The organism is Schinkia acidoalkalinis, assembly GCF_054301215.1.
On the sequence record NZ_CP182573.1, the window covers coordinates 1,273,512 to 1,298,051 of the forward strand.

Genomic DNA, 24,540 nt, shown 5'->3' on the forward strand with positions numbered 1-24,540 from the left:
ACAATAAAAAGTTCGTCTAATAAGCTTTAAATGCGTTTTACGCTATTTCATGTAATTCTTCTAAATATCTTTCAAGTTTTTGCCGCTCACTTTTAGTTAATTCCTCTTCTTTCATCATAAAAAAAGAATAGTTGCCAATTTTAATTTTCCGATTTAATTCTGTAAACTGGCCCTTTCGCTGCCAGTGCATGCAGCTTGTCGGTAGTAAAAAATAACCGCTTTTATGGGCCACTTCTTCCGCAGCCTTTAATGCATAATAATAATTGAAATCGTTCATGATTTTCGCATATTTCACAATTGGGAAATTCGGAAAATGATAGGGTAAATTTCTTGGATCTTTTTCTAAGAACGTTTCTGGAACAACCGAAATGCTTATCATGATACTGTCACCTCATTTTTTTCATCCAAACGTGCTTCAAACGTTACCTTGCCGCGGGCCTCGTCATGAATTTGTTCTAATTTTTCAAAAAAGTCTTTTGCCTGCCGATCTGTTGCCGGCAAAGGAAATCCTTGTACCATGTTGTACGTATCGTATAACTTCAATTTAAAAATTTTTTCCATCTTCCACGTAGGCAAAAATTGAGTGTGCAGAAACTGACCATTTGGCCCAAATTGTTTTGCTTGAAAATCAAAAAAGTCAATGGCGATTCCTTTTTTACCTTGTTTTCTAACGTTTATCAATACTTCAACGATTTGTCGAATACGTGAATCAACGTTATTGATTGAAGGGCTTGCGTATATCTGTATTGCTTTCATTTTCCGTGTAAACATCATTAATTGGCTAGCATAGATATGGGTTGACTTTAACGCCTGGCGGCTGTCAAAGGCCATTTGTGCCTCATCCCAACAGCAAATAGCTCCCTGTGCTTTTGCTACCTCATACCAATCGGTGTAGTGGCACATTTCATGACTATCTTTTAAACCATAATTGCTAAATAGCTTTATTTCACCCCCAAGCTGGCGAACTTTTTCTCTCCAGTGGTGGGCGAACAGGGACATGATGAATGTTTTCCCTGCCCCTAAGCTCCCTTGAACAAAAATATGTTGTGCCATTACCGTTTACCCCCTTTCTCCATTTTTTCAGCCATAATAATAGGTTTAGGAGGCTTTGGTATTAAAGCCTCGATTACGTCAATATAGAAGCCCGGCTCAGCAACTAGAACTTTTCCTTCCATTATGAATTTGATAACCGGTTCATACGGGTTTTTATCACCGTGTAAAAACTTATTCTCTCCCATTTGCCGCAGTAGAAGAATGGCCCGAATTTGTTCAGCTTGCAGCTCTTGTGCTTTTGTTGTCATTTCCTCCAGCACTTGTTTAACGTCCGAAATATGCTGAACTTCCGGGAATAAGTTATCTGTAATGACTGATTGGAGTTTATCAGCATTCGAATTTTCCATTTAACTGTACAACTCCTTTACTTTTTGAAGTTAATTTCGTTAGAATCGTTTTCTCCGGCACTTGTATATACTTCAATTGCTTGATTGATACGACTTTTTAATCTATCTAGTGATGGATGATCGTAAGCCTCTTCCATTCCGGACATATCATCCATCGAATCAATAATTCCCTTCATCTCAAACAACAAAAACCCGACCATTTGTTCTTTTCGAGTCATAAAAATTAAGCTCCCCCTTGGCAACTTGATATTCCAAATACGATAAAGGCTAACATGATGGTTATAATTAAAAATAGTTTTGTAAGATCCCCTTTCTGTGGATCTTCTACCGGACGATAATTTGTAATTTGATTTAATACAATCGACTTTTCCAGTTGGGCCAGCCTTTTTGTTTCTTGTATCATTCGTGAGGGTGCGCGATAAAAAAAGTTCCTGCCCTCGATGCTATTCGTAATCTCACAATCTTCAATTGGCACATTATATTTACCTGTTACAATCACGGATTCCGTGGTAAATTCACTAACACGCTGTATATCACTCGTCTTTTTTTCATCATCAAAAACTATTAATATATCCGTTGTTTCTGGAAAAATATCATCCTTTTTCTTGCGATTAAACATACTCTACACCTCACACAATAGATTTTCTTTTTGCTGCTTCTTTTTTATTACTGCGCTTTACAATTTTCCACCCTATAAATGTTGTTGTACCAATTCCAACCGATAATCCTAATCCTACGAAAAACATATAAATAAAAACATCTGCCATGTTTTCACCACCATTTCACGCCTTCTTTTAAGCTGTAGTAAATCCTCATTGCCGACCTAAATATTAATAATCCTCCAAGTGTTGCGACCATAAGAAGCAAGCTTGAAACAACTAATTGCCAACTGAGTGGCAAGTCACCAAAGACCTTTAAATATTTTCCTATATTCAGCCCCTGCCCTGCCATCAACGATACAGCTGCAAGCTTCGACCTGGCTAAATCTAAAAACGTTATTACTGGACAAAATATATTGTCTACCCAGTTACGGATAGGACTTGTCCATCTTCCTCCACCACAGGCATTAGCAGGCTTTGATGTATCAACAGCGCCCCAATCTGTTCCAGGTGGCAAATTTCCTCCTGATGGTGGGATATTCGTATCTCCTCCACTTCCTTCATCTGGTGGATCTGGTGGTGCAAAAGGATTGTCAAAATCTATACGTGTTCCATCACAAAATTCTACCCACAACAATGCTACGCTTGATTCCGGATTGATTTCCGTTGGAGAGTTTTCTGTAAATAAAAATCCTGTTTTTTCCGAATCTTTACCACAATAATTGTGTACATCTTGAGTTACAAAAGCATTTGTTCCTTTCCAGAACGTATAACCGCCATAAAAAGTACCAGCATTCTTAGTTTCATACAATAATTTCCCAGAGTAATCAGTAAAGTTATCACTTACCCCAAATTCATATAGAGCAATCCCTTTTCCTTCCGGGGCAAAATAAGAAAAAGGAAAACCTTGTGTATTGCTACTATATTCTTCCGCAAAAACTGAATTTACAAAAACAAACGTAAAAAACACACTCATTAACAAAACGCGTAATCTCTTCATCAATCTCCCCCCACTCTTATTGAGGAAATCAACTTAATTGCAGAAATAACAAAAACAAACCAAATCACGAACAACAATATATAAGCAATTACATTCAGCTGTAAATTATTCGTAGCAGCGGTCATGAGATTTCCAATCATGCTGCTGTATCCATTTCCACCGCTCGAACTAGACACATAAACCAAACTTGCTAATGTCTTTCCAAATCCAACAAACAAAGAAATAATCAATTTCCCAAGCTCATAAAATATCAAAAAGAGCTTAACGGCCACTACGCCAATCATATACAGGAAATACAGTAGCCCATCGATAACCATGTAAATGACTCTAAAAAAGGAAATAATCACATCAATCAACTTTTGAAACAACCCTTTGATTGCTCTGGCAAGCCACTGAAAAGCTTGCCAGATTAAATCAAAAAGCCGTTTAAACATTTCGCTGATTAGCCCCATCAATACCACCTGCGTTTCGCAACAGCGTTATAAAGCAAAGCTACAAGCCTGTCACCAAACAATACCACCATTAGTAAGAATAAAGCTGGTGTTAAATAAGCAAAAATGCTACCAAACACTACATCCAATACAGCTTGTAATATCTCGGTATTCATAGCTTCAACTTGCCCTCCTTATACTTAGTCATCACACCCTTTAAAAACTGAATAATCCGCGGTGCAAAACGAATAGCCAAAAGAAGCAATACAAACGGTGCTATCAGTGCTATTAGAGACATGACAGTCTTTAAAAAGTCATTAGCCGTAAAAGGCATCGTTACCCCCATTGACTCAGATGGTTCTCCGTCTACCGGTGGCTTAGTTGGTTTCCCTTCTTTACCAGAATCAGATACAGCTACAAGCTGCACTTTTGGCTTGCCAAACAAGTCGTAAACCATGTCCGCCTTAGGAATCACATATTCTTTCGAACTAGCATCAACTTCGGCATATTCAGATCCATCAACTAATATCTTAACCTTTCCACTAATAGGGCTTGTCCACGTTACTTTGTAATCTCCTTTTTCATCTGTCGTGACTTCTTCACCGCCCATTTCTGGTGAAGGTTCTTCTAAAGTTTTCACCTCTAAAATCTGTCCCGTTGATTCCTTACCAGTAGTGCTTTCGGTTGTTAACTTGTATTCATAAGTTGTGTCTGATGCAACAGTCAAGTCGTTCCAATAGGTGCCGTTTGTTTCAAACATAGGGGTAAATCCATCTGTTGTTTCAGCAGCATAAACGCTAATACCTGAAAATAATTTTTCAAAGAATGATTTTTCTTCTACTTGCTTTCGATAAATATTAACATGGTGAAAATAGTCGCTTTCAGGGTTATTCCACGAAATATTTACCCTGTCAAAGTTGGTATTGGCTTTAAGGTTGCTTACTTCATCAACCTTTATTTCTTTTGTTGTAACAGCGATAGTCCTTCCAGCCGATTTATTCCCTGTTTTGTCAACACTAACGACTTTAAAAGTATAGGTTGTTGCAGCTTCTAATCCCTCAATTACTATTGATTCAGTAGTTACATTCGAATCAACTACTACCCCATCCTTATAAATTATTAAATGACTAAAATCCTCATCACCAGGATTCACCCATGTTAGTTTGATAGTTGTTTCAGTATGTGTTTCTGCTAAACTTCCAACCTCTTCTGGAGGCGTTGTATCTGGCCCAGGCAAAGGCTCAACTTCACCATATGTTTTTGCAAGTTCAGGATAAGTACCATCGCCTTTTGCATCATAAGGCTTGATGGTTAAAATGTTTTCCGCAAACAATACCGTTCCTTGTGAGTCTTTGTTAATAACTCTCCATGTAATCGGTTGATTATAATACTTACCAAACGTAACGTAGTCGCCCACCGCTAACGTTCCCCCACCTGTCCCAAGTGTTGCCGGATCACTTGATGTTCCTGCTCCACTAGATTTCGTGATTTCAGATTTCAAATTCAAAGCGGGGCGCACGCCGATAACGCGGTGGTAAGCGAAAGAGCTGATTACAGTACCGCTCGAAGCGACATAACGCACGTCATACGAATTAGTAGCAGGTGTGTTCAGCCAATAATACCAAAAACTTGATGTGTTTAACCCAGTACTTAAAAATTCACTATTTGCTACAGCTTGAGCGGTTGGCTTAGCTTTATAATCCCAACCACGAGCTGCCACCCAATTATTGATTTCTTGCACTGACAAAAGAAACACTCGATCAGTGAACATCTTATAATAAGCTGAATCATAGTTGGACACTGCTTCGTTGATTGGCGTATTATCATAAATATGAGATGCGGTACCCCCATCTTTTACATTGCTATCAATATCAGCGAGTAATACTTTATGCGTTCTAGGCGCAATCATGGTTCTTTCTACAGATGTGAAGTTTCCATCTGCAAGGAAGCCTTTCTCATCCTCATAGTTATTCTGACCGCTGTTTACATTCGCACCATTCGGCTCATTATGCGTATAGCTAACATCGGCTTCATATGAATTCAACCACTCTCTAATATTTGATGTTCCATAATAGTTACTACCAGAACTCGTACGACCAGAATCATTATTGTAAATGTCAGCTGCTAATATTAACGGTGCATTTATCATCACAATGATTAACGAGAGTAAAACGGATAATTTTATTTTTATCACTATTAACCACCCTCTTTCAAAATCCACTATTTTTACATTTCATCCAAAACAATGTTATATTTCTTCAAAGCTACATTTCTAAGTCTTGTCACCTCACGCCCATAATAGCTTGCTAGAATAAAATTTCTTTCACTTATAGCCTTTCTTAAAATAAATTGCATACGGTTGAACTCATCAACCAAGAGATATAATTCCTTTGGATCAACCGATGATTTTTTCATGAAACTATATCACCTCTTTTTCACACACCATCCGGATTATCTGGATGGGTCTTGTATTTATACGATCCGTCAATCTCAGTGGTTGTACTTGGAACCGGCGCGCTTCCTCCACTGTCCCCTGGTGAAGGTGGAGCCGTTCCTTCATCACTAGGTAAGGGATATGGCGTATATGGATGCAACTCTACAATCGGTGGTTGTGGCTTTTCCACTTCATCTGTCGGATTGTGCTCCCATTCCCCTGCATCTGTTTCACCTGGAATAGGGTATTCAGTTGGAGGATCTGGCAAAGCCTCTACAGGGTCCTTTATATCGAATCCACCTGTTGGATCGTCATTGAACTGGATTTCTGGAGCATCATTCTCAATATCCGTCAACGTAAACCCTGAATCACCTAAATCAGGATTCTCCATCATTTCCGGCGCTGAATTTTCAAAGTCGTAAGTATCAACAGGGGCTGGGTCACTTGGTGCGCTCGGCAGGCTTGGCGGCTGCCCTACAATTTCATTCTTAATAGTGTCTGTTTGGCCCGCAATTGCTTCGGTGATCGTTGGAAACCCATCTATAATGTCATTGATTTTCCCCATGTAATCATCCCATCCAGGGCACTCAAACATTTCACATCCGGGGCACTCGATTCCGCCAGAAGGGGGAGGGTCTGTTGTTCCCCCACCATCATCCGGTGGCGGCTCCTCCGTTCCTCCGGTATCTCCTCCCCCACCGTTGTAATCTGGACATTCCGGATTAATATCCGATAAATAACCACTACAAGGATCATCCACCTCACCTCCACCATCTGGCGGTGGTTCCTCCCCTCCAGGTGTTGGGTCAAAAGTCGGCGTTGTATAATCAAATGTAGCTGTAGGGTCACTAGGATTGGATGTTTCACCATACATAAAAAACGCTTCACTGCCACTATCCAAGCAAAGTTTTAATCCTTTAACATCAGTGCTAGAAAATGTTCTAGTGGTGTTCCAACTTGAAGCAGTAAACGTGAAGCTTTGCTGAGAAATTACCCCACCTGTCGAATCTAACATTTGCAAAGTGGCCGTCCCATTTCCGCCAATTTTTATGGATGTCCAATAATCCGAATGTGTCGCAGTATTAGCCCATAGAGATGTATCACCACTAGGCGCACAACCTCCAACAGTGCTCGTTCCTAAATAACCCACATGACTTGCAAACGCGAATTCCACAAAAACTAAAAAACTACAAACAACCATTATTAAAAAACTAAGCCTTTTAATCATTTATCTCACCGCACGGTCATAATAGTAAAAAAGAGAGCCGGGCGCCCTCTTTTCAAATGATTTAATTGTTGTGTATTTTGCAATATTAGGCTTTGCTGCGGCTTGTAATTGCACCTTTAATGAAGCTAACAATACGTGGAGCAAATGCAATTGCCACCCCTAGAAGTACGAATGTACCTACTAGACCAACTAAGCCCATTGCTGATTGTAATAAATCAGTCGCATTAAATGGTAATGTTACTCCTGAAAAATCAATTGCTGCTGAACTTCCTAACATAATAAATTCCTCCCTAAGATATAAATTTTATTTTTTTATATGACTAGCAATTGCTATCAAAAGGATATCAAATGCTAGTTAATACCGATAAACATCATAATCGTCATCATCTTTGCCTTTATCTTTGTCTTTCCTTATTGCGTTTTTTATAACTTCAATCACTTTTCCTACTACCTCAGATGCAATAAAAATCATGACCATAGGCGCAATGAGGAATAAAAACCATTTGACAAAGTACCAAAAATCCGTGAGCCTCTCACCAGTGAAAAACGTCTGAAATTCGGGCATTGATTACGCCCCCTAATTCTTATTTCTAACAGCTCGGACAATAACGTAAATCAATAAACCCACCGCTGAAATAGCCACCGAAAGCATGACAAACGGTGAAGCTACACTCATCAAAAATCCGAATATTCCCCAGAAAAATGACCAATCAAAAACATTCGCCAAACTTGCTGGTGCTGTTAATAAATACATTGGCCATCCCTCCTAAAGAAAAATTGATAACGAATATTAAATAGCGAATAGTTAACGAAATTTTTGATAAACTTCTATAATAACCAGACACAATGTAATGAAAAATGCAAAACCAATCATCGTCACAATCACATCTGGATTACCTAGCACGATTTTCACGGCCTCAGCGACTAAACCACCAACTTCATGCTTCAACATCATAGGTTCTACATCACTTGTAATGCCTACCTCCATTTCGCCAACCCCTTTGCAATCGTGCTAACAATAAAAGACACGACAGGGTATGCTACAATGCAAGCCAGCAAGATAACGACATAAACCAAACCAATTTCTTTTGGTGATCCAGCCAACACTTCATATGGAAACGCTTGTTCAATTTCGGTAGTCATACATAACTACCTCCTAATAAATCTATCTAGAATGTGAAAAATGAGAATAAACATGAGAAACATTGAAACTACAACATCACCTAATGTCATTTCATGTATTAGATGAATCGTCCCTTGCGCCGTTTCGAAAACTGTTTCCGTTCTTATTTCTTTAACGTCTAAAACAGTTCCCTCACTCGCTTGGACATTTCCTGTCTGCGTCTCTTGGCCAACAACTTCACTACCAGATGTAGTGGAAGTATCAGATGTACCAGAAGTCGTAGCATCGGTGCCAGTTTCAGTTTGCGTTATTGTTGTTCCCTCTTCCTGCATGATTTTCACCTGCTTTACGAGAACGTATATTTCTATTTATCTACAAGTCTAGAAGGATTTTGAAAAATTTAGAAGTGGCAAAAAAATTTTGGCATATTTAAATAAAATTGAAGAATTTTAATGTTTTCGGAAAATTAAACGAAAACAGGAGGTAGCATTTCATAAAGTCTTTTTCGAAACTTCCAAAAATTACCAAAACAGAAGCCAAACGGAGGAAAATAAAATAGATATAATATATCATTAAAACATCACACGTTTTCAAACAAAAAAAAGAATAGCATGGCAGCCATTCTTCTTATACACTCACCTTTTTATGACTCATTTTTATATCCTGAATCCACTTTTTTAAGTCCTGTTTCGAGTACCCTTTATTCTTAAGTTCCTTCGGAAAATGTTCAAAATTCAAATCCCATGCCTGCAAAGTAAAGAGGGCCTCCTCTTGCTTTCCCAAAGAATAAATATGATTTTTGCTACTGGACGAATATTCCTTCTGCCCACAATATTCGGTTACATATACATACTTTTCACCTCTAGACTTAACAAACGATAAAAAAGCCACTCATAGCCCTCCTTTAATAAGACTGTGAATCAATACCAACACCATTAGATGTGCCGGATAGAAAGACCTATAAAACAACCTATTCACTTTTATTTTCTTAAGCTTGTCCTTATTTAAAATAATCAAGGTAGCAATAACACTAAAAGGCTGTAAAAACCACCCAAACATGACCGCAAAAAACAAATCAAGTGCCAAATGAGCAGCTGCTATGTTGTACCCTTTGAAGTATTTAAAAATCAAAACTAATAAAATCGCATAGGCCCCGTAATCGCTGAAAAATTGAGTGAATAAAGCAAGTAATATTACTAGTGAATATTTTTCTCTCCACTTGCTCTCCAGGAGCCTTATAATCAATATACAAAGCAAAAACGTGAAAATAACATTTAATCTAAAGCCGGCAATCATCATAAAAGGAATCTGCGACGCCACAGCGAGCCATAACAGCCGTTTCTGATAGTTTTTTAGGCTACGAGTATAAAAGTACCCCTGAACAATTCCCCACGCATACAAAGGAAATGCAAGCCTTCCAAGAACACGAAATAGGGGCTCATCAGGGAAGAATACAATCCCGACGTGATCAATAAGCATAGAAATCATTGCAATTGCTTCAATCATCCTTTCCCACCTCTTTTTTCGTTTCATCAAACCATTGCTCAAATTGCTCTTTCTCAACTCCGCCTTCGATCCTTGTAGCTTCTTTGCCGTTTTCAAAATAAACAATGGTTGGTGTGCCCGTTATTTTATAAGTTTCCCATCCATCCTTAAACTCTAATAAATTATAAAGCTGCAAATTGACTCCCTTTTCCTTTGCCATTGGGACTACAACAGGTGATGTTACTTTGCAATGGGAACAAGTCGGACTGTAAAAATATATATAAGCTGTACCGTCATTTTGTAAAATTTTCTCTAATTCATCTGGAAGGATAATATTTTTGTAATTTGAATCATCCAGTTGAGCAATTGTGGCAGGATGAAGGGTTTCTTTTTTATAAGGATTTCCCTCAGCTGCTGTTTTGTTTAGCATATTGATGGCGAACATTGACAATACAATGATTGTTAGTAAACCTACAGTAAACAATATTGGTCTTTTCTTTTTCATATCTTCATCTCCAAGTTTTAAAAAGTTTCTAAAATCCAGTACCAGAAGTATGTTGCATAGAGAAAGCCAACGAAAAATCCTATCATCAAATTTATAAAATTTTTCTTAATGTAGTTTTCTAGAATTTTCATAGCTTATTCAATCTTCTCCTTCAGCTGCTCTCTCAATTTCCCTACTTCTTCTTCAAGTTCCTCAATGCGTTGAGCTGCATACAAGCTACTTTGTTTTCCACTTAGACGCAATAGATTTTTAATTTCTTTATTCATTTTTGGATAGGTATTAATTTTCAAATTTCTCCACTCCTTCGTTTAGTGTCATACCACTCCACGCATAGCACTAACTACCTATTCAAATTAACAATTTCGTGACGAATTTCACGTTTATCCAACAATATTTATGGTATATTTATCCTGTTTGTAAAAAATCTAGGAGATTGAATACCATGATTATCGATGAAAAGGAACTAAGTACTATTGAATTTGATATTAATAATTTAAAAGAAAAACTAATTAAATGTGGTATGGAAAAGGGATTAACACACCCGGCTACAATTGCATTAAGTCAGAAACTTGATCAATTACTTAACATTATTCAGTCTTACAATATTACGTAGTTAAATCGAAATGGTCATTAACTACTTTCTTTCCATTCCCACAAACTAAGCTGACCTTTTGCTTGAATTGGTTCGGGTAATACATATAAGTTTGTTAGTTCCCATGCATAGCGACCTTCTGTATAGTCACCAAACCACCATTCATTACCTTCAATAAGTAAACCATTTTCCGTTCCAGCTTTTTCTTCATCGTACATAGACATATAATCCGCTGTTACCTTATGGCATTCCACCAAGTCCACTGTTGCGATAATTGCAGCTGTTGGCAATTCTTCTTTTGATTTAATTCCGTGTCTTAATAGAGCTTCCATTATCGCAACCTCATCAAAGGCTCCCTTATCTATTGTTTTCCCTGCATGTATGGCAATTTCCCCTCGATATTTCGTTTGCCATGAACGTGTTTCAAATTTCTTTTCTCCAAGAGCAATAAGCGTTGCCCAGGGTTGTTTAATAGTAATAGCTTTCATTTAATCACCTTCTTACTTCTCAGTCATTTCGAACTACGAATTGCTTATTTATTTCTTTTATGTCGTAAAAATAACGGCTATAGAAGCTTTCGATAACAAGTCTTAAAGCCTCTTCTGTCGTTTGTTCTTGATTAAACATCCTCGATAAATGCATTCTTATTTCTTCTAAATATGCTTCTGCAACTTTATCATTAAGATTCATAGGCTCACCTTCTTACTTCAAAATTTGTTTGGAATGTGCATTAAACAATCGCCATTACAACCTAGTTTTCTTGCTGTGCATAATCCGTAATCTAAGTTTTTTTTCTTTCTATAACTCGTCACGTTAGAAATTGAGTTCTTGGGATATATTCCTTAATATAAGATTTTCCCTACTTTGTATTTACAATCATTTTCATTATCTAGAAGCTTTTATTGCATAAATCTAAAATTTTAGGTTCTATTATTTGATTTTTTATATTAAGATAGAAATTGCTTTCATTAATACAACTAAACTAATATTTATTAAAGAGGCTATAGCGATGATCTATCCAACAATTAAAATCGATGAAATCATCCATGCTTTTAACAACCAGCATTCTTGCTTATGTGGTCATGAAATCAAAATAGAAAATTCAACGTTGAAAAAGAAAATTTTAAAAACAATCCAATTTCAACCTACATACATGATAAACTGCAATTTGTGCAGAAAAGAAATGAGAAAAATTTTTAAAAATTTTTAGCCATATATTACTGTGCTTACTTCTTTTCAGTATATATTGTTCGAAATGTGCATCAACATTATCTGTGAGAAAGTATAACTTTTTTTAAATTGGTGCATACTATACCCTATAATTTAATACGGTGGTGATAACCATGGTGCGAGGGAAATTTAGTATTTCACTCAAAGACGCTATAATACTATTTCAGTGTTATTACATCTATTTCCATATGTAATAAGCACTAAAAGTTTTGTGGCAATGCTATAAAAAAGCATTGTTACAAGATTTAAATAGTAAATTATACAATTATAGCTCTAAGCCATGGTTTTTACTTTTTTATACCTAGTTCGCTATTGCTGGACTAAATCTTGTATGTTCCACACAAAATTCCGGTAAATTAGCTTTAACTAGAGCTTGAGGAATTACCGGTGAAACTGAATTACCGCACTTTGCTACTTGGTCTGTTTTGTTTATGGGTTTTCCTTTATAATCCCTTTCGAAAATGTACTGTAAAGGGAACCCCTGAGCTGGATATAATTCATGCGGTTGTAACATTCTAAATCCGATATCTACGATTCTGTATTTTTCACCCCGGATCGTAACTAACCCAAATCTGTCCTTAGTTGTGATAGTGTGTAACGGTTCATCAAGTGATTGACCTAAATCGGAACCATAATATTTAATTAGAAATGCTGTTACTGAACTTGCTTTATTGACTGTTGTTATAGATCCAAGTGGTTGATCTACACCATGACCAATTGAATTTTTATACTGTTGTGAAATAAATGCTGTAACTAGACCGTATCTGTTTGATGTATCAAGCGTATGCAATGGTTGGTCTACACCTAATCCTCTTACTTCATTTGGTTGAGTTTCAGAGTGATAGCTTGTAAGAAAAGGAACAACCAAACAATGTTCTGCCTTTGTTGTTATAGTAGTTAATGGCTTTTCTAAATCATATTGAAGCCTGTCACCACCGAAACCAGTTTGCCCAATTCTTACTATGAAAGGCCTAGGATTATCTAGTACAAAACGTTTTATACCTCTTGCTATACGCTTTTGTGTATTTTCAGAAAGTGGACGAACTGTGTTAATACCAAACGCATTTCTAATATTCTCACTAGTATCAAATATTGATGGGCAAGGTAATGACCAATCAATTATTTCAGCAGCTGTTCTCCATGGTTTGAATTTTCCATTTTTCACTTCAATACTGTTTGGATCACCATGAGTAGGTTCAGGCCACACAATTGGACGACCATCACGTCTAGCTATCATAAAGAATCGTTTTCTGATTGTAGGAGCTCCAAAATCACATGCTTTTAGTTCTTTAAATTCAACTTGGTATCCAAGTGATTCTAATGACTTTACAAATGAATTAAAGGTTTCTCCTTTTCTATCAGGATCAGGTATCAATTGCCCTTTTTTATTTTCCATCAAAGGTCCCCACGTCTTAAATTCCTCAACGTTTTCTAACATGATAACCCTAGGTTTTACTGCAATCGCCCATTTAACCGCTATCCAAGCAAGTCCTCTTATTTTCTTATCAACTGGTTTAGAACCTTTTGCTTTTGAAAAGTGTTTACAATCTGGACTAAACCAGGCTAATCCCACTTTACGACCTCTAACAGCCTTTTTAGGATCAATATCCCATACGTTTTCACAATAATGCTCGGTTTCTGGATGATTAGCTTTATGCATGGCTATGGCAGTTGGATCATGATTTATGGCAATATCGACTGAAAGACCGGTTGCCATTTCGATTCCTGTTGAGGCACCGCCCCCACCTGCAAAGTTATCAACTATTATTTCTCTAAATAAGTTAAGCTGCATTTCTCACCCTCCTTAACTGCTACACATTTTTGATCAAATGTTCATTAAACGGATTTTCCCGTTTTTTCTTGATAAAGCTTCCAAATCGCAAGATGCACAATTTGATTAATCGAATAACCGGCATAATCTTTTCCGGTAAATTCGCTGTCTTTTATTAATTCTTCATTCAAAATATCCTGTAATTCATTGATTCTTCTCACGGTATTATAGTCAGGCGAATATCTAATTTGCATATTAGGAATCACGGAGTAATCACCTTCCGATTGGCCGCCTTTAGGATTGATCGCATAACATCAAAGTCCGCCAAAGACTCATTGAGCAATTTCTCAGCTTGCTTTCTAGTAAGCTTGTATTCTCGCATGAAATGAACTACTAACAACTCCATTTTATCTATCCCCCTCACCTTCACGATTTGCCATTCCTTTATGAGCTCCCTTATGGACAATTCATCAATGCTTCGACCATCTTCAGTTGAATACCCTGCTTTCGTCAATTGCTTAATTAACACATCTCTATAATGGTCAGTCGCAAATCTTAATCGTGTCTTAGTCATAAACATAAGCAATCCACCTTTCACTCAATATCTTCACTTAGTACAAATATTAGGCGCAAAATTAATAAAATGCTTATTAACCACAGTAGATAATACATGTGTTACACGTCCTTTTCTGTTAATAAAAAGACCTCCAAATTAAACCATTCAATGGCTTTTTAAATTCTAGGAAGTCTTGATACATGTTGAATTCAAATTCTGAAAGAGAGATAAGCTATTCGTTACTGACATTTAACCAATCGTAAAGGATATCTTTACCTTCCCCTGTAACTGGAGATGGTCTGTTAGCTTTATTGGTCTCTGCCCATTGACGTTCTGGGCTAGAAATACCTTGCTTATAAGCTTTTTGTTCTTCTAGAGCTTGTTGGTATGTAAGTATGTTTTTCTTTTTCCAGCTCTTAAACGTACTCTCAGCATAATTAAAAGGCATACCCCGTTCGCCAGTTTTTAAAAGTCCAAAACAAACTAAATCAACACTTAAACCATCTTGATCTATAAAACTATTAATTTTTTCAATTTGGATGGGTGTAGGGTGTTTGCCGAATGCCTTGAAAAATGAATCCCAAATATTATTAGGTTCTACATCAACATCCAGATTTAAAGATAGTTTAGTTTCGTTTAGTTTAGTTTTATTTAGTTTATTAATGGCGACAGGTTGCGCGTCATCCTGTGCGACATATTGTGCGTCATCCTGTGCGACATATTGTGCGTCAAAACTAATAGCTTCTTGTCGTACAAGGGTTTTATCCACAACATCTTGCACGACTGTTTGTGCGTCATAAAAGCGCACAAGTTTGTATAAAGCTGACTGATTACCTTTTCGGGAATTCCAGTTGATTCGATTTTTTTGTTTTAGCTCGTTTCGAGCCCTTTCTATAGTTCGCCTATTTAATCCTGTTTTAACTTCAAGGACTGATGTAGCTACAGTAAACTCCGGTATCCATCCGCATTTATTGTTTATGGCCATTAGCGCATGCCATAATACAATAGCTGATGTTGATATAGAATTTGTTTCGAGCCAATCATAAAAGGCGTTAATCTCTTTAATGTAGTTCACTCAATCACCTACTTCCACATGAGAATATTGATTGATTTGTTGATATAAGGTAAACTTTATTTAAGTTAATTTTTATTTACTCATTGCAGTAAGTGTTCCAGCACTTGCTGCTTCTTCATTTATCAATCTACTTACAAAATCAACCTGAATACCCCTGCTCTTAAATCCATCCACTAATGCAACTAGCTTGTCCCTACGTTCTTTTTTAGCAAGCATTTTCTGCAACGAGTGCATTGCATCTTGTAGATCCTTCATGCAAAGCATTACATCTTCTATATCTCCATCTAAAAAAGATTCATACATTTCATCAATACAGCTAAAGCCAATTTCCATTTCACGTAGGTAATTTTCCACATCCTCACCTAGTACTTTAGTGACATTTTCAGTAATTATATTCATTTCGACACCCTCCTAGAAAAAAATGGATTAAAATTAAAGTAACGACAACATTTTTTGCAAACTGCTGCATAAAGGAGCAATAGCCCCTAGCTTGCTGTCCCCTCCTTCGGTGTTTCTTTTTGGGCAGCTTGCTTTCTTTCAATCACAATTCGTCTGGCATCTTCGATAAAACAGCTCAAAAATTTCAAAGTTTGCTCTTTATCCAATTGGATTCGTAACATTCTAACCAGCTCCCCCATTTCGTATTTGGAGCATATATATGCACTAGTTTTTTAGTAAATTAGAAGTCTATTATTAGTAATTAAACCTCATGGTTATAGCTTTAAAAGCAAGGGCCTTATTATTGCTATCAAGGTAATCCAAGTCGCTAAGATTGAATTTATTACTTTCGTTATACAAATGTAGGGCGAGATTTAACATGATTTTTTCGCTAGTTGAAAAAGGAGCAAATGTTCTTTTTAAAGATTGGATTTTAATTCTTTCCAATTTGAAATCAAAATACTTTGTTGTAAAATACTGATTCAACTTTGAATGATTTTGAAAAAGAAACAATGTTCCTCTCCAGTAACGAGCATTGGATAAATGGGCCGGAATAACATTTGTTTTAGTAGTCAATTCAAACAACTCCTTCTTTCAGGTTACTTAAAAACGAAAACCTGCAGCTTTGGCAAAGAACAAATTCACGATTACTGATACAGAAATTTGTAACCTCATGATCTCCATTGCATTTCTGACAAAACGCTTTCGAAAATTTGAAAGAAGTATAGCGGTCAACACAGGGTAGTATTTCACTTGATAATCGTTTTCCAAGTATTACATCATTGGACGCATGAAGATAACCGGATTCAATTACTTTTTCATCGTTTGAAACTGAATAATGGTAACAGTTCAATATTTTCACAACCTTTCATAGGATAAATAGCGGTTTAGAGTAAAAAAGTTATTGCTTTCATGCTGAATTCTTTTTCAGTGTCATTATGTTACATTTATTTTCAAAAAAAATTGTCCAGTCAAATTCAAGTACCCTAGCTAATTCTTTTGCAACTGCGACACTTGGATTTCTTTTTCCGTTTTCAATCATTGTGTAATATGCTCGTTGAATACCAGCTCTTTTAGCTACTTCATCATGTGTCATATTTTTATTAATTCTAATATCATGCAACCATTTTCTCATTTTGAAAGCACCTCCTCGGTAACGAACTGACACCTTATATTTTTATAATACGTATCGTTTTGTTACATGTCAATACGTTTTTTGAATAAAATGATTCCTTTTGTTACTAACCTTTAAAAGTAACAACTTGTTACAGTAAAATAAATTTATGAATGGGGGAATTCACATGTTGGGAAAGCGTCTGTCACAGTTAAGAAAAGAAAAACATAAAACACAAGATGATATGGCAAAGTTATTAGGTATAACTAGGCCTGCTTATACTGCTTATGAATCAGGGAGAAGGCAACCCGATTATGAAACCCTCCATAAACTTGCAGAATATCATGATGTATCTATCGACTATCTAATAACTGGAAAGGAGCATGTAAAAGAAGAAAAACATTCAAACCTTTTCTTTTTCGATAAAGATGATTTAACAGAACAGGATATTGAGGATATTAAGAAACACATTGAATTTGTGAAATGGCAAGCGAAACAACGGAATAAAGAATAAAGGGGGACAAAATGAATAAAAAAGATAGAGAAACAATTGCGGGTTTTGTAGCTGCCTGTTTTTTCATACCTGTTGGTTATGTTGTATGGTTTAAATTAGGGATATCAAATGTATACACTGTTTTCGGAATACCAATAATTGCTGCTATGTTTTATGGATTAACATTAAGAATTATACCTTCAAAGAAAAACGCTTCTAAGAAATCCACAAAAAACAAACAACCTATAAAAACAACTTCAAAAAATGGTACAAGCATTACTTCTGCAAATAGATTATCATCTGATGATGAAATTTTAAAATTACCATTAGAAAAAATGTCATGGAAAGAGTTTGAAAGACTATGTTTTATGTACTACAAAGCAAAGGGATATAAACCAGAACTTACAAAAGATGGAGCTGATGGTGGAGTAGATCTAACGTATTACTCCCCATATCATAAAGCTAAAGTTGCTGTTCAAATTAAACATAGAATTGGCTCAGGAAATCAAATTGAAACTAAACTAATTAGAGAATTAGTAGGTTCAAAAAGGAATCATAATTGTTTACTAGCTGAATTTATTACAACAGGTGAATATTCAAATAATGCTCTCGCTGAAGCTGGGGACAGAAAAATAGAATGTCATAACCTTGCTTGGGTTGAAAACAAGATTGTAAAGTGGCAAAAGGAAGAGGCGAAAAAGAAAAAGCTGGTTAATGTATGAATAAAAACCACCACCAATGGTGAAAAATTTAATGATATATGTTATATTTTATATAAAGAAACATAAAATAAAAAGACCGCCAATGCTACTAACATTGACGGCTGTAACAAACTACTTATCGCAGAAAGAGCGATTGACACAAAACTGAGTAGAATCAAAAGAGTAATCCACCCTTAGCTTGGTCGGCCGCAGGGTGGGTTACTTTTTTATTTGAATTATCATGATTACAACCATGATTATTGTTAGAACTAGCATTGCAAATGATATTGCAAGTGTTGCCACGTCTATTGTAACCACTGGTTAACACCCCCTTTCTATCGGGGAATGTCAACCGCCCACCCTGCTATGTAGTTGTCTGCAATATTTTATCATAAAACAATAAAAAATTCCCCGATATGCCAAAAATATTTTCCCACTCTACACACGTTCGCCTTTATTGTTCAATGAAAGTAAGATGTAAAAACTTTGGAATGAGGTGAACGGAATGATTGATTTATCTGGAGTATCGATACCTTTTAGTGCAAATGATTTATTACAAACGGCAATTTCTCTAATTATGATAATTGCTTCATTTGTCTTGTTAACAAGTGTAATTAGATTAGCGCCTTCGCTTATTAGTTTTATTAAATCTGCTGTTTTAGTAGAAAAAAATAGAAGGAATATTAATAAACGATATTTTAGAGATGATCCCTTGAGTTTTCGCGATAGCTTCAAAGATGGAGCAAAAAATTGGTGGTCAAATAGGTAAAATAAAGATTTAATCAATTAATAAATTTAGATTTAAACATGGCATGCCATGTTTATTTTTTAGGAATGATGCTATGAAAAAAATAATTATGGCCCTACTTTTAGTATTTAGCCTCTCCCCTATTTATGCATCGGCAGCGTATGTTACTCAGGTTGAATATTATGAGCCAAATGATACGTATGATATCACAATAGAATTGAATGGTGATTATCTACCGGCACAATATTATAAGATTTGGGTTGATGGAATTTTTGTTTACAGCTCTGAAAATTTAAACCCTCTATCTGCTGAAAGCTATTCAACGAATTGTAACGGTGAATTTGTTTTTAAGTTCTATGATATAAACGGGAATATTGTAGGTAGTGAAGATGGACAGAAATTTACTTTAACGGAAATCAAACAACCATCTGTAAATTGTGGAGCAGGAAATGATACCGGAGGAACGGAAGAGCCACCACCGGATGATGGTGGAGGAACAACAGACCCTCCCCCTTCTGGCGGCATTGAGTGCCCAGGATGCGAAATGTTTGAATGTCCAGGTTGGGATGAGTACATGGGTAAAATAAATGACATTATTGACGGTTTCCCAAGCATCACCGAAGCAATTGCGGACCAAACGGACACTATTAAGAATGAAATTGTAGGGCAGCCGCCAAGCCTGCCTAGTGCGCCAAGTGACCCGGCCCCTGTTGATACTTACGACTTTGAAAATTCGGCGCCGGAAATGATCGAGAATCCTGATTTAGGTGATTCAGGTTTTACATCGACAGATATAGAGAATGATGCCCCAGAAATCCAGTTCAATGACGATCCAACAGGTGGATTCGATATAAAGGACCCTGTGGAGGCTTTACCGGATCCGCCGACTGAATACCCTATTCCGGGCGAAACCGATGCAGGAGAGTGGGAGCACAATCCTACAGATGAAGTGGAAAAGCCACAGCCGCCGATTGTAGAGCTGCATCCATTTACGCCATATCCCTTACCTAGTGATGAAGGGACGGCGCCACCTTCACCGGGGGACGGTGGCGGAAGCGCCCCAGTTCCAAGTACAACCACTGAGATTGACGGATCTTATAATTACAAGACCCATCCTGATAATCTAGATGGAATATAACTATTATTTTAGCCTTTTTGTGACAAAAGGCCTATTTTTTGTCGACAAATAGAACACAGGTTCTTATAATGGTCATAAAGGGGATGTAATATGACAATATTATACAAGCCAACAACATTAGAACATTATGTGTCTGATAGTTTTAAAAAACTACAAATCTATCAACCTCATCAAATAAATAAAAGTTATATAGCTGAAAAACTTGGAATCTACTTAACTTTTAGCGATAAAAAGCCATTCGCACATGAAGAGGATGATTTTAAATTAATTAACATTGATAAGTATGCTTCGAAAAAAGTACAACGGGAACAATTTTATCATGAACTATGCCATATTTTTAGACATGCCGGCAATCAATTGACTTTGCCAAAACCGTTCTCAGATTGGCAAGAATGGGATTGCCATAACTTTATGCTTTATGCTGCAATACCTTATCACATGATTCATTATTTACAACCTTATGAATATGGTAATATAAAACACTTGTCTGATACCTTCGGAGTAACTGAAAATTTAATTGTATACCGCTTGAAACAAATTAAACGAAGAAGGGAGATGTATTTGCTTGAGAGTAGCCATGTACAGACGTGTATCTACTGAAATGCAGAAAGAGGAAGGTTTCTCCTTAGAGGCCCAGAAAATGCGCTTAGAGGCCTTTGCAACCTCACAGGGGTGGACAATTATTGATGATTATTGCGATGAAGGGTATTCAGCTAAAAGCCTTGAACGTCCACAAATGCAAAGAATGATCGAGGATATGAAAAAACAAAAGTTTGATATTATATTAGTTTATCGACTTGATCGATTTGTTCGTTCAGTGACAGATCTTCATAACCTCTTACAAATGATGGATAAATATGACGTAATGTTTAAATCTTCTACAGAGGTTTTTGACACGACTACAGCAACCGGGAGAATGTTTATTACTATAATAGCAACACTAGCACAATGGGAGCGTGAAACGATTGCTGAGCGTGTTTATGAAGCCATGTTAAAGCGATCTGAAACTGGAAAACGAAACGGGGCACCAGCGCCCTATGGATATGATCTTGAAGATGGAAAGCTAATAGTAAACCTTGAGGAAGCAAAGTGGGTAAAATATATCTTTTCTCAATATTTAACTCATGGCTCTCAAAATATTGCTAAAAAGCTAAATTCAAGGGGAATTAAAACGAAAAAAGGAGAAGTTTGGAGCGATTTTTCAGTTCGTTATACATTAAGAAATCCTATTTACTGTGGATTTATTAGGTGGAATTATGAGTCAGTAACGAACGGACATCGTAAAAAAACAGGTGAAGAAGTCATTAAACCTATTGACCAGGACGATTTTGAGCCAATTGTAGATAAAGAAACATTTGACAACATTCAAAATATAATTGCTCTACGATATAACATGGCTTTTAGATCGGATAATCATTATCCTTTTTCTAGTGTTGCTAAATGCTCTAAATGCGGAAAGTTATTAACTGGAAGCAAAAGAAAAAGAAAAGATGGCACTGAATATCGTTTTTATAAATGCCAGGGCCGTTTCAGATTCGGGATATGTGATGTTCAAACTATTGCGGAATCATCCATTGAAGAAGCATTTTTAAACATATTAGATATAGATACTTTAAACGTTAGCAGCGATCTGCAGGTAAAAGAAAAAATAGATTTAGAGGTAGATAGAGAACATATTGAAAAACAGCTGCAAAAAATACAAGAAAAGAAAAAGCGTACAAGAGAGGTATACATCGAAGGTGATATGACTAAAAGCGAGTACAATAAAGAAAAAGCTCAATTAAAGATACAAGAATCTGAATTATTATCGATCCTGTCTGAAACTGAACAGCAGGCATCAGAAGAAGAAATAAAAGAGATATTAAAAAGCATAAAAAAAGAATGGCCACAGCTTAGTGATGAATCTAAGAAGCTTGCCATCCATTCATTATTTAATTCACTAACCGTTGAACTAGTCGAACCAACAAGGATGGGCAAAAACCCCATTGCTCCAGTAGTTAAAATAAGCGACTACTCTTTTAAGTAGTCGCTTGAGGTTGCTTTGTCGTATGTATGCATCTTCATGCATTGGACAACCTTTGATGGCATAGACAGCACCTTGATCAGTTCTAGAGTAAGCTTCCAAACCTCTTTTAAGCATGGTAACTAATGTAGATTTCCCACCACTAACAGGTCCCATTAACAGCAAAATCCGCTTTTTAACATCAAGTCTTTTTGCGGCAGGATGAAAATATTCTTCCACTAATCGCTCAATGGCCTCATCAATTCCAAACATTTGATTGCGGAAAAACGAGTATTTCTTTCTACCCTCAATTTCCTCAACGCCAGCGTCCTTAACCATATTGTATACTCGAGAATGAGCTGTTTGGGCAACATACGGTTTTTCTTTGACAATCTCTAAATATTCAGCGAAGGTACCTTCCCACGCCAATCGTTCCTCTTCTTCACGATACATTTGAATCTTTTTTAAGATGTCCATACAGTACCTCCCTCTAAGTTGAAATTCAATTTAGTGGTTTATATCACTTTATGCTGTATAATCCTTTAACATGTCTTTTTTATACTGTTAAGAGATTATAAGTTTGTTGGATAGTTATTAAAGCCTATGCATATACACTGAATTTCGTAACCAAAAGATTATTCGGGAGATTATTCAAAATTTCTTCATACTTTTCGTTCACACTGAGGACAAGTTGGGATATAATAAAACTATATTATGGTCTTATTGTACTCTTACATAAGGAGGAAGTTTTCCATGGGCTTTGTTTTAATCATGGTCGTAATCCTTGCATTTTTAACAGCTATCTTCACAGCTGGATACAATGACAAGCCAAACCAAAATTAATTAGAAAAGCGGAAGCGGCCCGGTTAGCGACGTATGGGCGAAGTCCACTAGTCGCTGGGCGCTGGAGCTAGACAGCTTTGCAAAAAAAGACCTTAGTGAAGGAATTCCCTTCAACTAAGGTCTTTTTTTATGCTAAGCTTGGAAAGTTTTGTTGGCGTAATGCCTCATACACTACCATGCAGGCCGTATTAGATAAATTAAGGAACCGAACGTTTTCTGTCATCGGTATCCGTAAACATGTATCCGAGTGCTGCTCAATCAGCTCCCTTGGTAGTCCCCTTGTTTCATTACCGAATATAAAATAAATGTCCTCATCCGTATTACTTAAGTCTACGTCAGAATATCTGTTTTGCCCAAACTTTGAGATCAGGTAGTACTTTCCACCTCTAGTTTGTTCAAAAAAGATATCAAGCGTATGATGATTATGAATTTTCACAAACTCCCAATAATCCAAACCTGCTCTTTTTAGATATTTATCCTCCGTTGAAAATCCAAGTGGATGAATTAAGTGCAATTGCGTATTTGTAGCAGCACAAGTTCGAGCAATATTTCCCGTATTGGATGGAATTTCTGGTTGGTATAGTACAACATGTATACCCATTTCTTCACCCCGTACCTCTTTTGTTAAACGTTGTCAGCTTTATTATATCATACACCTACCTGCGGTCGAGGATATGAAAAAACTTATACTTGATATTAGGAGTATAAGCTGTCGAGTCTCTATAGGCCCAGTAACGCATACGGCTATTGTAGGTTTGGGCATTTACTAATGGCTCATTATTAGCATCTTTGGCAACGACAATTGTATTATGATTCCATCTCCCATCACCCTCAAAATCATAGCAAATGAGATCACCCAAAATGAGATCAGTTACCGAAGCAACTTCCTGGGCAAGGATTCCTTGTTTAGCCCCGCTTAAATGCCACCTGAATGAATTGGCAACGGTCCAACTATAACTCCATGATGATCCGCTGTACCACCAGCCCTTGTTGCGATTTCCAAAGGCAGTCATCGGGATGCCGCCTTCATGTATACATTGTGAGATAAAATTCGTACAGTTATCTTTAAATCTTTTATACTTTGGATTATAGCTGTTCCACCAGTTTTCTGCATATTGAACAGCAGCCCTACGGTCATAATTATATTTCTGGCGATTGTCACGGCTATCATTTACGTCTTCAAGTCTAATGGGGCCCTCTGTTTCCTCTTCCATTCCTTTGTTCCCCAGTTCAAGAACGATATCCTTTATAAGTTTATTATTTTTCACAATTGCTTGTCTTTGTTCTATGCTTTCTTCAATATAAAACTTGTCTTTCGGTTGTTTAATCAAGTACTGGTGATGGACTATATAATCAACGAAACGAAAGCCATCCAGTTCCTTTTGGCTTATAATTTGCCCGTTGGCTGTTGCTTTTACAATCTGTGATTTTCGATCCTTAAGCTGACTTTTTGTATTTTCGAGAGTGAGCTCATCTTTTTCATTAAGAATAAGGTTTGGACGATGCCTTCCCCTCATATTATTTCCGACTAACATAGTAAGGCGACAATTCACAAGCTGTTCTAACTCCTCTACCCATGTAGACACGATATTCACACCCTTCGTTGCCCATATTCTTAGTAAAAAGTATATGTA

At 36.6% G+C, this 24,540-nt stretch carries 41 protein-coding genes and 1 pseudogene; 7 read left to right on the plus strand and 35 right to left on the minus strand.

Annotated features, from left to right (window positions below; translation table 11 throughout):
• Positions 1-37: 37 nt before the first annotated feature.
• The 22 genes from ACNQFZ_RS06560 to ACNQFZ_RS06665 form a co-directional block, all read right to left on the minus strand.
• Entirely contained in the window at positions 38-379 is a 342-nt protein-coding gene (locus tag ACNQFZ_RS06560) for a hypothetical protein (protein ID WP_458414523.1), read from the minus strand.
• A complete protein-coding gene (locus ACNQFZ_RS06565; RefSeq protein WP_458414524.1) occupies positions 376-1,053 on the minus strand; it encodes an ATPase in 678 nt (225 codons plus the stop codon). Before ACNQFZ_RS06565 ends, ACNQFZ_RS06560 begins: the two co-directional genes overlap by 4 nt.
• Positions 1,053-1,400, minus strand: a complete 348-nt coding sequence (locus ACNQFZ_RS06570) for a hypothetical protein (protein ID WP_458414525.1) — start codon at positions 1,398-1,400, stop codon at positions 1,053-1,055. The genes ACNQFZ_RS06565 and ACNQFZ_RS06570 overlap by 1 nt, the downstream gene beginning before the upstream one ends.
• 17 nt (positions 1,401-1,417) lie before the next feature.
• Entirely contained in the window at positions 1,418-1,618 is a 201-nt protein-coding gene (locus ACNQFZ_RS06575) for a hypothetical protein (RefSeq protein WP_458414526.1), read from the minus strand.
• 5 nt (positions 1,619-1,623) lie between these two features.
• Positions 1,624-2,019 carry a hypothetical protein gene (locus ACNQFZ_RS06580; protein WP_458414527.1) on the minus strand — a complete coding sequence of 132 codons (396 nt, stop codon included), beginning with the start codon at positions 2,017-2,019 and terminating at the stop codon, positions 1,624-1,626.
• Between the two features lie 10 nt (positions 2,020-2,029).
• On the minus strand, positions 2,030-2,167 hold the full coding sequence (locus ACNQFZ_RS06585; protein WP_458414528.1) for a hypothetical protein: 138 nt from the start codon (positions 2,165-2,167) through the stop codon (positions 2,030-2,032).
• 4 nt (positions 2,168-2,171) lie between these two features.
• Positions 2,172-2,999 (minus strand): hypothetical protein, encoded by an 828-nt coding sequence (locus ACNQFZ_RS06590; RefSeq protein ID WP_458414529.1) that lies wholly within the window; start codon positions 2,997-2,999, stop codon positions 2,172-2,174.
• On the minus strand, positions 2,999-3,451 hold the full coding sequence (locus tag ACNQFZ_RS06595) for a hypothetical protein (protein WP_458414530.1): 453 nt from the start codon (positions 3,449-3,451) through the stop codon (positions 2,999-3,001). The genes ACNQFZ_RS06590 and ACNQFZ_RS06595 overlap by 1 nt, the downstream gene beginning before the upstream one ends.
• Entirely contained in the window at positions 3,451-3,606 is a 156-nt protein-coding gene (locus ACNQFZ_RS06600; protein ID WP_458414531.1) for a hypothetical protein, read from the minus strand. The genes ACNQFZ_RS06595 and ACNQFZ_RS06600 overlap by 1 nt, the downstream gene beginning before the upstream one ends.
• The gene (locus tag ACNQFZ_RS06605; RefSeq protein WP_458414532.1) at positions 3,603-5,624 is read right to left on the minus strand and encodes a DUF6273 domain-containing protein; all 2,022 of its coding nucleotides are present in this window, start codon (positions 5,622-5,624) and stop codon (positions 3,603-3,605) included. Before ACNQFZ_RS06605 ends, ACNQFZ_RS06600 begins: the two co-directional genes overlap by 4 nt.
• 32 nt (positions 5,625-5,656) lie before the next feature.
• Positions 5,657-5,845, minus strand: a complete 189-nt coding sequence (locus ACNQFZ_RS06610; RefSeq protein ID WP_458414533.1) for a hypothetical protein — start codon at positions 5,843-5,845, stop codon at positions 5,657-5,659.
• A 20-nt stretch (positions 5,846-5,865) separates the two neighbouring features.
• Complete coding sequence (locus ACNQFZ_RS06615) at positions 5,866-7,092, minus strand: hypothetical protein (protein ID WP_458414534.1); 1,227 nt, start codon at positions 7,090-7,092, stop codon at positions 5,866-5,868.
• 85 nt (positions 7,093-7,177) lie between these two features.
• Positions 7,178-7,369 carry a hypothetical protein gene (locus ACNQFZ_RS06620; protein WP_458414535.1) on the minus strand — a complete coding sequence of 64 codons (192 nt, stop codon included), beginning with the start codon at positions 7,367-7,369 and terminating at the stop codon, positions 7,178-7,180.
• A 78-nt stretch (positions 7,370-7,447) separates the two neighbouring features.
• Entirely contained in the window at positions 7,448-7,657 is a 210-nt protein-coding gene (locus ACNQFZ_RS06625; protein WP_458414536.1) for a hypothetical protein, read from the minus strand.
• Between the two features lie 12 nt (positions 7,658-7,669).
• Positions 7,670-7,846 carry a PTS ascorbate transporter subunit IIC gene (locus tag ACNQFZ_RS06630; protein WP_458414537.1) on the minus strand — a complete coding sequence of 59 codons (177 nt, stop codon included), beginning with the start codon at positions 7,844-7,846 and terminating at the stop codon, positions 7,670-7,672.
• Positions 7,847-7,897: 51 nt separating this feature from the next.
• Complete coding sequence (locus ACNQFZ_RS06635; protein WP_458414538.1) at positions 7,898-8,080, minus strand: hypothetical protein; 183 nt, start codon at positions 8,078-8,080, stop codon at positions 7,898-7,900.
• Complete coding sequence (locus tag ACNQFZ_RS06640) at positions 8,071-8,235, minus strand: hypothetical protein (protein WP_458414539.1); 165 nt, start codon at positions 8,233-8,235, stop codon at positions 8,071-8,073. Before ACNQFZ_RS06640 ends, ACNQFZ_RS06635 begins: the two co-directional genes overlap by 10 nt.
• 6 nt (positions 8,236-8,241) lie before the next feature.
• A complete protein-coding gene (locus tag ACNQFZ_RS06645) occupies positions 8,242-8,547 on the minus strand; it encodes a hypothetical protein (RefSeq protein ID WP_458414540.1) in 306 nt (101 codons plus the stop codon).
• Positions 8,548-8,842: 295 nt separating this feature from the next.
• Positions 8,843-9,106 carry a hypothetical protein gene (locus tag ACNQFZ_RS06650; RefSeq protein WP_458414541.1) on the minus strand — a complete coding sequence of 88 codons (264 nt, stop codon included), beginning with the start codon at positions 9,104-9,106 and terminating at the stop codon, positions 8,843-8,845.
• Positions 9,107-9,721 (minus strand): TraX family protein, encoded by a 615-nt coding sequence (locus ACNQFZ_RS06655; RefSeq protein WP_458414542.1) that lies wholly within the window; start codon positions 9,719-9,721, stop codon positions 9,107-9,109.
• A complete protein-coding gene (locus ACNQFZ_RS06660; protein ID WP_458414543.1) occupies positions 9,714-10,205 on the minus strand; it encodes a thioredoxin family protein in 492 nt (163 codons plus the stop codon). Before ACNQFZ_RS06660 ends, ACNQFZ_RS06655 begins: the two co-directional genes overlap by 8 nt.
• A gap of 134 nt (positions 10,206-10,339) precedes the next feature.
• Complete coding sequence (locus ACNQFZ_RS06665; protein ID WP_458414544.1) at positions 10,340-10,495, minus strand: hypothetical protein; 156 nt, start codon at positions 10,493-10,495, stop codon at positions 10,340-10,342.
• A 152-nt stretch (positions 10,496-10,647) separates the two neighbouring features.
• Between ACNQFZ_RS06665 and ACNQFZ_RS06670 the strand changes: the two genes are divergently transcribed.
• Positions 10,648-10,818 carry an aspartyl-phosphate phosphatase Spo0E family protein gene (locus tag ACNQFZ_RS06670; protein ID WP_458415330.1) on the plus strand — a complete coding sequence of 57 codons (171 nt, stop codon included), beginning with the start codon at positions 10,648-10,650 and terminating at the stop codon, positions 10,816-10,818.
• 17 nt (positions 10,819-10,835) lie between these two features.
• Here ACNQFZ_RS06670 and ACNQFZ_RS06675 read toward each other — a convergent pair whose 3' ends face one another.
• The 10 genes from ACNQFZ_RS06675 to ACNQFZ_RS06720 all read right to left on the minus strand — a co-directional run bounded on the left by ACNQFZ_RS06675 (position 10,836) and on the right by ACNQFZ_RS06720 (position 17,002).
• Entirely contained in the window at positions 10,836-11,285 is a 450-nt protein-coding gene (locus ACNQFZ_RS06675) for an ASCH domain-containing protein (protein ID WP_458414545.1), read from the minus strand.
• A gap of 19 nt (positions 11,286-11,304) precedes the next feature.
• On the minus strand, positions 11,305-11,487 hold the full coding sequence (locus ACNQFZ_RS06680; protein ID WP_458414546.1) for a hypothetical protein: 183 nt from the start codon (positions 11,485-11,487) through the stop codon (positions 11,305-11,307).
• An 841-nt stretch (positions 11,488-12,328) separates the two neighbouring features.
• The gene (locus tag ACNQFZ_RS06685) at positions 12,329-13,819 is read right to left on the minus strand and encodes a DNA cytosine methyltransferase (RefSeq protein WP_458414547.1); all 1,491 of its coding nucleotides are present in this window, start codon (positions 13,817-13,819) and stop codon (positions 12,329-12,331) included.
• A gap of 44 nt (positions 13,820-13,863) precedes the next feature.
• The gene (locus tag ACNQFZ_RS06690) at positions 13,864-14,064 is read right to left on the minus strand and encodes a hypothetical protein (RefSeq protein WP_458414548.1); all 201 of its coding nucleotides are present in this window, start codon (positions 14,062-14,064) and stop codon (positions 13,864-13,866) included.
• Positions 14,061-14,378, minus strand: a complete 318-nt coding sequence (locus ACNQFZ_RS06695; RefSeq protein ID WP_458414549.1) for a hypothetical protein — start codon at positions 14,376-14,378, stop codon at positions 14,061-14,063. The genes ACNQFZ_RS06690 and ACNQFZ_RS06695 overlap by 4 nt, the downstream gene beginning before the upstream one ends.
• A 208-nt stretch (positions 14,379-14,586) precedes the next feature.
• Entirely contained in the window at positions 14,587-15,429 is an 843-nt protein-coding gene (locus ACNQFZ_RS06700; RefSeq protein ID WP_458414550.1) for a DnaD domain protein, read from the minus strand.
• A gap of 72 nt (positions 15,430-15,501) precedes the next feature.
• Positions 15,502-15,828, minus strand: a complete 327-nt coding sequence (locus ACNQFZ_RS06705) for a hypothetical protein (RefSeq protein ID WP_458414551.1) — start codon at positions 15,826-15,828, stop codon at positions 15,502-15,504.
• An 86-nt stretch (positions 15,829-15,914) separates the two neighbouring features.
• The gene (locus tag ACNQFZ_RS06710; RefSeq protein WP_458414552.1) at positions 15,915-16,049 is read right to left on the minus strand and encodes a hypothetical protein; all 135 of its coding nucleotides are present in this window, start codon (positions 16,047-16,049) and stop codon (positions 15,915-15,917) included.
• Positions 16,050-16,122: 73 nt separating this feature from the next.
• Positions 16,123-16,443 carry a hypothetical protein gene (locus tag ACNQFZ_RS06715; protein ID WP_458414553.1) on the minus strand — a complete coding sequence of 107 codons (321 nt, stop codon included), beginning with the start codon at positions 16,441-16,443 and terminating at the stop codon, positions 16,123-16,125.
• Positions 16,444-16,777: 334 nt separating this feature from the next.
• The gene (locus ACNQFZ_RS06720) at positions 16,778-17,002 is read right to left on the minus strand and encodes a helix-turn-helix transcriptional regulator (protein WP_458414554.1); all 225 of its coding nucleotides are present in this window, start codon (positions 17,000-17,002) and stop codon (positions 16,778-16,780) included.
• 166 nt (positions 17,003-17,168) lie between these two features.
• Between ACNQFZ_RS06720 and ACNQFZ_RS06725 the strand changes: the two genes are divergently transcribed.
• The 6 genes from ACNQFZ_RS06725 to ACNQFZ_RS06750 all read left to right on the plus strand — a co-directional run bounded on the left by ACNQFZ_RS06725 (position 17,169) and on the right by ACNQFZ_RS06750 (position 22,087).
• Entirely contained in the window at positions 17,169-17,495 is a 327-nt protein-coding gene (locus tag ACNQFZ_RS06725) for a helix-turn-helix domain-containing protein (RefSeq protein ID WP_458414555.1), read from the plus strand.
• 11 nt (positions 17,496-17,506) lie between these two features.
• On the plus strand, positions 17,507-18,196 hold the full coding sequence (locus tag ACNQFZ_RS06730) for a restriction endonuclease (protein WP_458414556.1): 690 nt from the start codon (positions 17,507-17,509) through the stop codon (positions 18,194-18,196).
• Positions 18,197-18,680: 484 nt separating this feature from the next.
• Positions 18,681-18,944, plus strand: a complete 264-nt coding sequence (locus ACNQFZ_RS06735; RefSeq protein ID WP_458414557.1) for a hypothetical protein — start codon at positions 18,681-18,683, stop codon at positions 18,942-18,944.
• 73 nt (positions 18,945-19,017) lie between these two features.
• Positions 19,018-20,061 carry a hypothetical protein gene (locus ACNQFZ_RS06740; RefSeq protein WP_458414558.1) on the plus strand — a complete coding sequence of 348 codons (1,044 nt, stop codon included), beginning with the start codon at positions 19,018-19,020 and terminating at the stop codon, positions 20,059-20,061.
• A 90-nt stretch (positions 20,062-20,151) separates the two neighbouring features.
• A complete protein-coding gene (locus ACNQFZ_RS06745) occupies positions 20,152-20,661 on the plus strand; it encodes an ImmA/IrrE family metallo-endopeptidase (protein WP_458414559.1) in 510 nt (169 codons plus the stop codon).
• Positions 20,627-22,087, plus strand: a complete 1,461-nt coding sequence (locus ACNQFZ_RS06750) for a recombinase family protein (protein ID WP_458414560.1) — start codon at positions 20,627-20,629, stop codon at positions 22,085-22,087. The genes ACNQFZ_RS06745 and ACNQFZ_RS06750 overlap by 35 nt, the downstream gene beginning before the upstream one ends.
• 30 nt (positions 22,088-22,117) lie before the next feature.
• Here the strand turns inward: ACNQFZ_RS06750 and ACNQFZ_RS06755 are convergent.
• The 3 genes and pseudogenes from ACNQFZ_RS06755 to ACNQFZ_RS06765 form a co-directional block, all read right to left on the minus strand.
• Positions 22,118-22,540: pseudogene (locus ACNQFZ_RS06755) on the minus strand (protein prkA); the annotation flags it as partial.
• A gap of 493 nt (positions 22,541-23,033) precedes the next feature.
• Positions 23,034-23,507, minus strand: a complete 474-nt coding sequence (gene trmL, locus ACNQFZ_RS06760; RefSeq protein WP_458414561.1) for a tRNA (uridine(34)/cytosine(34)/5-carboxymethylaminomethyluridine(34)-2'-O)-methyltransferase TrmL — start codon at positions 23,505-23,507, stop codon at positions 23,034-23,036.
• A 55-nt stretch (positions 23,508-23,562) separates the two neighbouring features.
• Entirely contained in the window at positions 23,563-24,492 is a 930-nt protein-coding gene (locus tag ACNQFZ_RS06765) for an amidase domain-containing protein (RefSeq protein ID WP_458414562.1), read from the minus strand.
• Positions 24,493-24,540 lie beyond the last annotated feature (48 nt).

Excerpts from the sequence above, each read along its gene's own strand:
- ACNQFZ_RS06560 (WP_458414523.1), bottom strand. The coding sequence starts at position 379 with ATGATAAGCATTTCGGTTGTTCCAGAAACGTTCTTAGAAAAAGATCCA.
- ACNQFZ_RS06565 (WP_458414524.1), bottom strand. The coding sequence starts at position 1,053 with ATGGCACAACATATTTTTGTTCAAGGGAGCTTAGGGGCAGGGAAAACA.
- ACNQFZ_RS06570 (WP_458414525.1), bottom strand. The coding sequence starts at position 1,400 with ATGGAAAATTCGAATGCTGATAAACTCCAATCAGTCATTACAGATAAC.
- ACNQFZ_RS06575 (WP_458414526.1), bottom strand. The coding sequence starts at position 1,618 with ATGACTCGAAAAGAACAAATGGTCGGGTTTTTGTTGTTTGAGATGAAG.
- ACNQFZ_RS06580 (WP_458414527.1), bottom strand. The coding sequence starts at position 2,019 with ATGTTTAATCGCAAGAAAAAGGATGATATTTTTCCAGAAACAACGGAT.
- ACNQFZ_RS06585 (WP_458414528.1), bottom strand. The coding sequence starts at position 2,167 with ATGGCAGATGTTTTTATTTATATGTTTTTCGTAGGATTAGGATTATCG.
- ACNQFZ_RS06590 (WP_458414529.1), bottom strand. The coding sequence starts at position 2,999 with ATGAAGAGATTACGCGTTTTGTTAATGAGTGTGTTTTTTACGTTTGTT.
- ACNQFZ_RS06595 (WP_458414530.1), bottom strand. The coding sequence starts at position 3,451 with ATGGGGCTAATCAGCGAAATGTTTAAACGGCTTTTTGATTTAATCTGG.
- ACNQFZ_RS06600 (WP_458414531.1), bottom strand. The coding sequence starts at position 3,606 with ATGAATACCGAGATATTACAAGCTGTATTGGATGTAGTGTTTGGTAGC.
- ACNQFZ_RS06610 (WP_458414533.1), bottom strand. The coding sequence starts at position 5,845 with ATGAAAAAATCATCGGTTGATCCAAAGGAATTATATCTCTTGGTTGAT.
- ACNQFZ_RS06615 (WP_458414534.1), bottom strand. The coding sequence starts at position 7,092 with ATGATTAAAAGGCTTAGTTTTTTAATAATGGTTGTTTGTAGTTTTTTA.
- ACNQFZ_RS06620 (WP_458414535.1), bottom strand. The coding sequence starts at position 7,369 with ATGTTAGGAAGTTCAGCAGCAATTGATTTTTCAGGAGTAACATTACCA.
- ACNQFZ_RS06625 (WP_458414536.1), bottom strand. The coding sequence starts at position 7,657 with ATGCCCGAATTTCAGACGTTTTTCACTGGTGAGAGGCTCACGGATTTT.
- ACNQFZ_RS06630 (WP_458414537.1), bottom strand. The coding sequence starts at position 7,846 with ATGTATTTATTAACAGCACCAGCAAGTTTGGCGAATGTTTTTGATTGG.
- ACNQFZ_RS06635 (WP_458414538.1), bottom strand. The coding sequence starts at position 8,080 with ATGGAGGTAGGCATTACAAGTGATGTAGAACCTATGATGTTGAAGCAT.
- ACNQFZ_RS06640 (WP_458414539.1), bottom strand. The coding sequence starts at position 8,235 with ATGACTACCGAAATTGAACAAGCGTTTCCATATGAAGTGTTGGCTGGA.
- ACNQFZ_RS06645 (WP_458414540.1), bottom strand. The coding sequence starts at position 8,547 with ATGCAGGAAGAGGGAACAACAATAACGCAAACTGAAACTGGCACCGAT.
- ACNQFZ_RS06655 (WP_458414542.1), bottom strand. The coding sequence starts at position 9,721 with ATGATTGAAGCAATTGCAATGATTTCTATGCTTATTGATCACGTCGGG.
- ACNQFZ_RS06660 (WP_458414543.1), bottom strand. The coding sequence starts at position 10,205 with ATGAAAAAGAAAAGACCAATATTGTTTACTGTAGGTTTACTAACAATC.
- ACNQFZ_RS06670 (WP_458415330.1), top strand. The coding sequence starts at position 10,648 with ATGATTATCGATGAAAAGGAACTAAGTACTATTGAATTTGATATTAAT.
- ACNQFZ_RS06675 (WP_458414545.1), bottom strand. The coding sequence starts at position 11,285 with ATGAAAGCTATTACTATTAAACAACCCTGGGCAACGCTTATTGCTCTT.
- ACNQFZ_RS06680 (WP_458414546.1), bottom strand. The coding sequence starts at position 11,487 with ATGAATCTTAATGATAAAGTTGCAGAAGCATATTTAGAAGAAATAAGA.
- ACNQFZ_RS06685 (WP_458414547.1), bottom strand. The coding sequence starts at position 13,819 with ATGCAGCTTAACTTATTTAGAGAAATAATAGTTGATAACTTTGCAGGT.
- ACNQFZ_RS06695 (WP_458414549.1), bottom strand. The coding sequence starts at position 14,378 with ATGTTTATGACTAAGACACGATTAAGATTTGCGACTGACCATTATAGA.
- ACNQFZ_RS06705 (WP_458414551.1), bottom strand. The coding sequence starts at position 15,828 with ATGAATATAATTACTGAAAATGTCACTAAAGTACTAGGTGAGGATGTG.
- ACNQFZ_RS06710 (WP_458414552.1), bottom strand. The coding sequence starts at position 16,049 with ATGTTACGAATCCAATTGGATAAAGAGCAAACTTTGAAATTTTTGAGC.
- ACNQFZ_RS06720 (WP_458414554.1), bottom strand. The coding sequence starts at position 17,002 with ATGAGAAAATGGTTGCATGATATTAGAATTAATAAAAATATGACACAT.
- ACNQFZ_RS06725 (WP_458414555.1), top strand. The coding sequence starts at position 17,169 with ATGTTGGGAAAGCGTCTGTCACAGTTAAGAAAAGAAAAACATAAAACA.
- ACNQFZ_RS06730 (WP_458414556.1), top strand. The coding sequence starts at position 17,507 with ATGAATAAAAAAGATAGAGAAACAATTGCGGGTTTTGTAGCTGCCTGT.
- ACNQFZ_RS06735 (WP_458414557.1), top strand. The coding sequence starts at position 18,681 with ATGATTGATTTATCTGGAGTATCGATACCTTTTAGTGCAAATGATTTA.
- ACNQFZ_RS06740 (WP_458414558.1), top strand. The coding sequence starts at position 19,018 with ATGAAAAAAATAATTATGGCCCTACTTTTAGTATTTAGCCTCTCCCCT.
- ACNQFZ_RS06745 (WP_458414559.1), top strand. The coding sequence starts at position 20,152 with ATGACAATATTATACAAGCCAACAACATTAGAACATTATGTGTCTGAT.
- trmL (WP_458414561.1), bottom strand. The coding sequence starts at position 23,507 with ATGGGTATACATGTTGTACTATACCAACCAGAAATTCCATCCAATACG.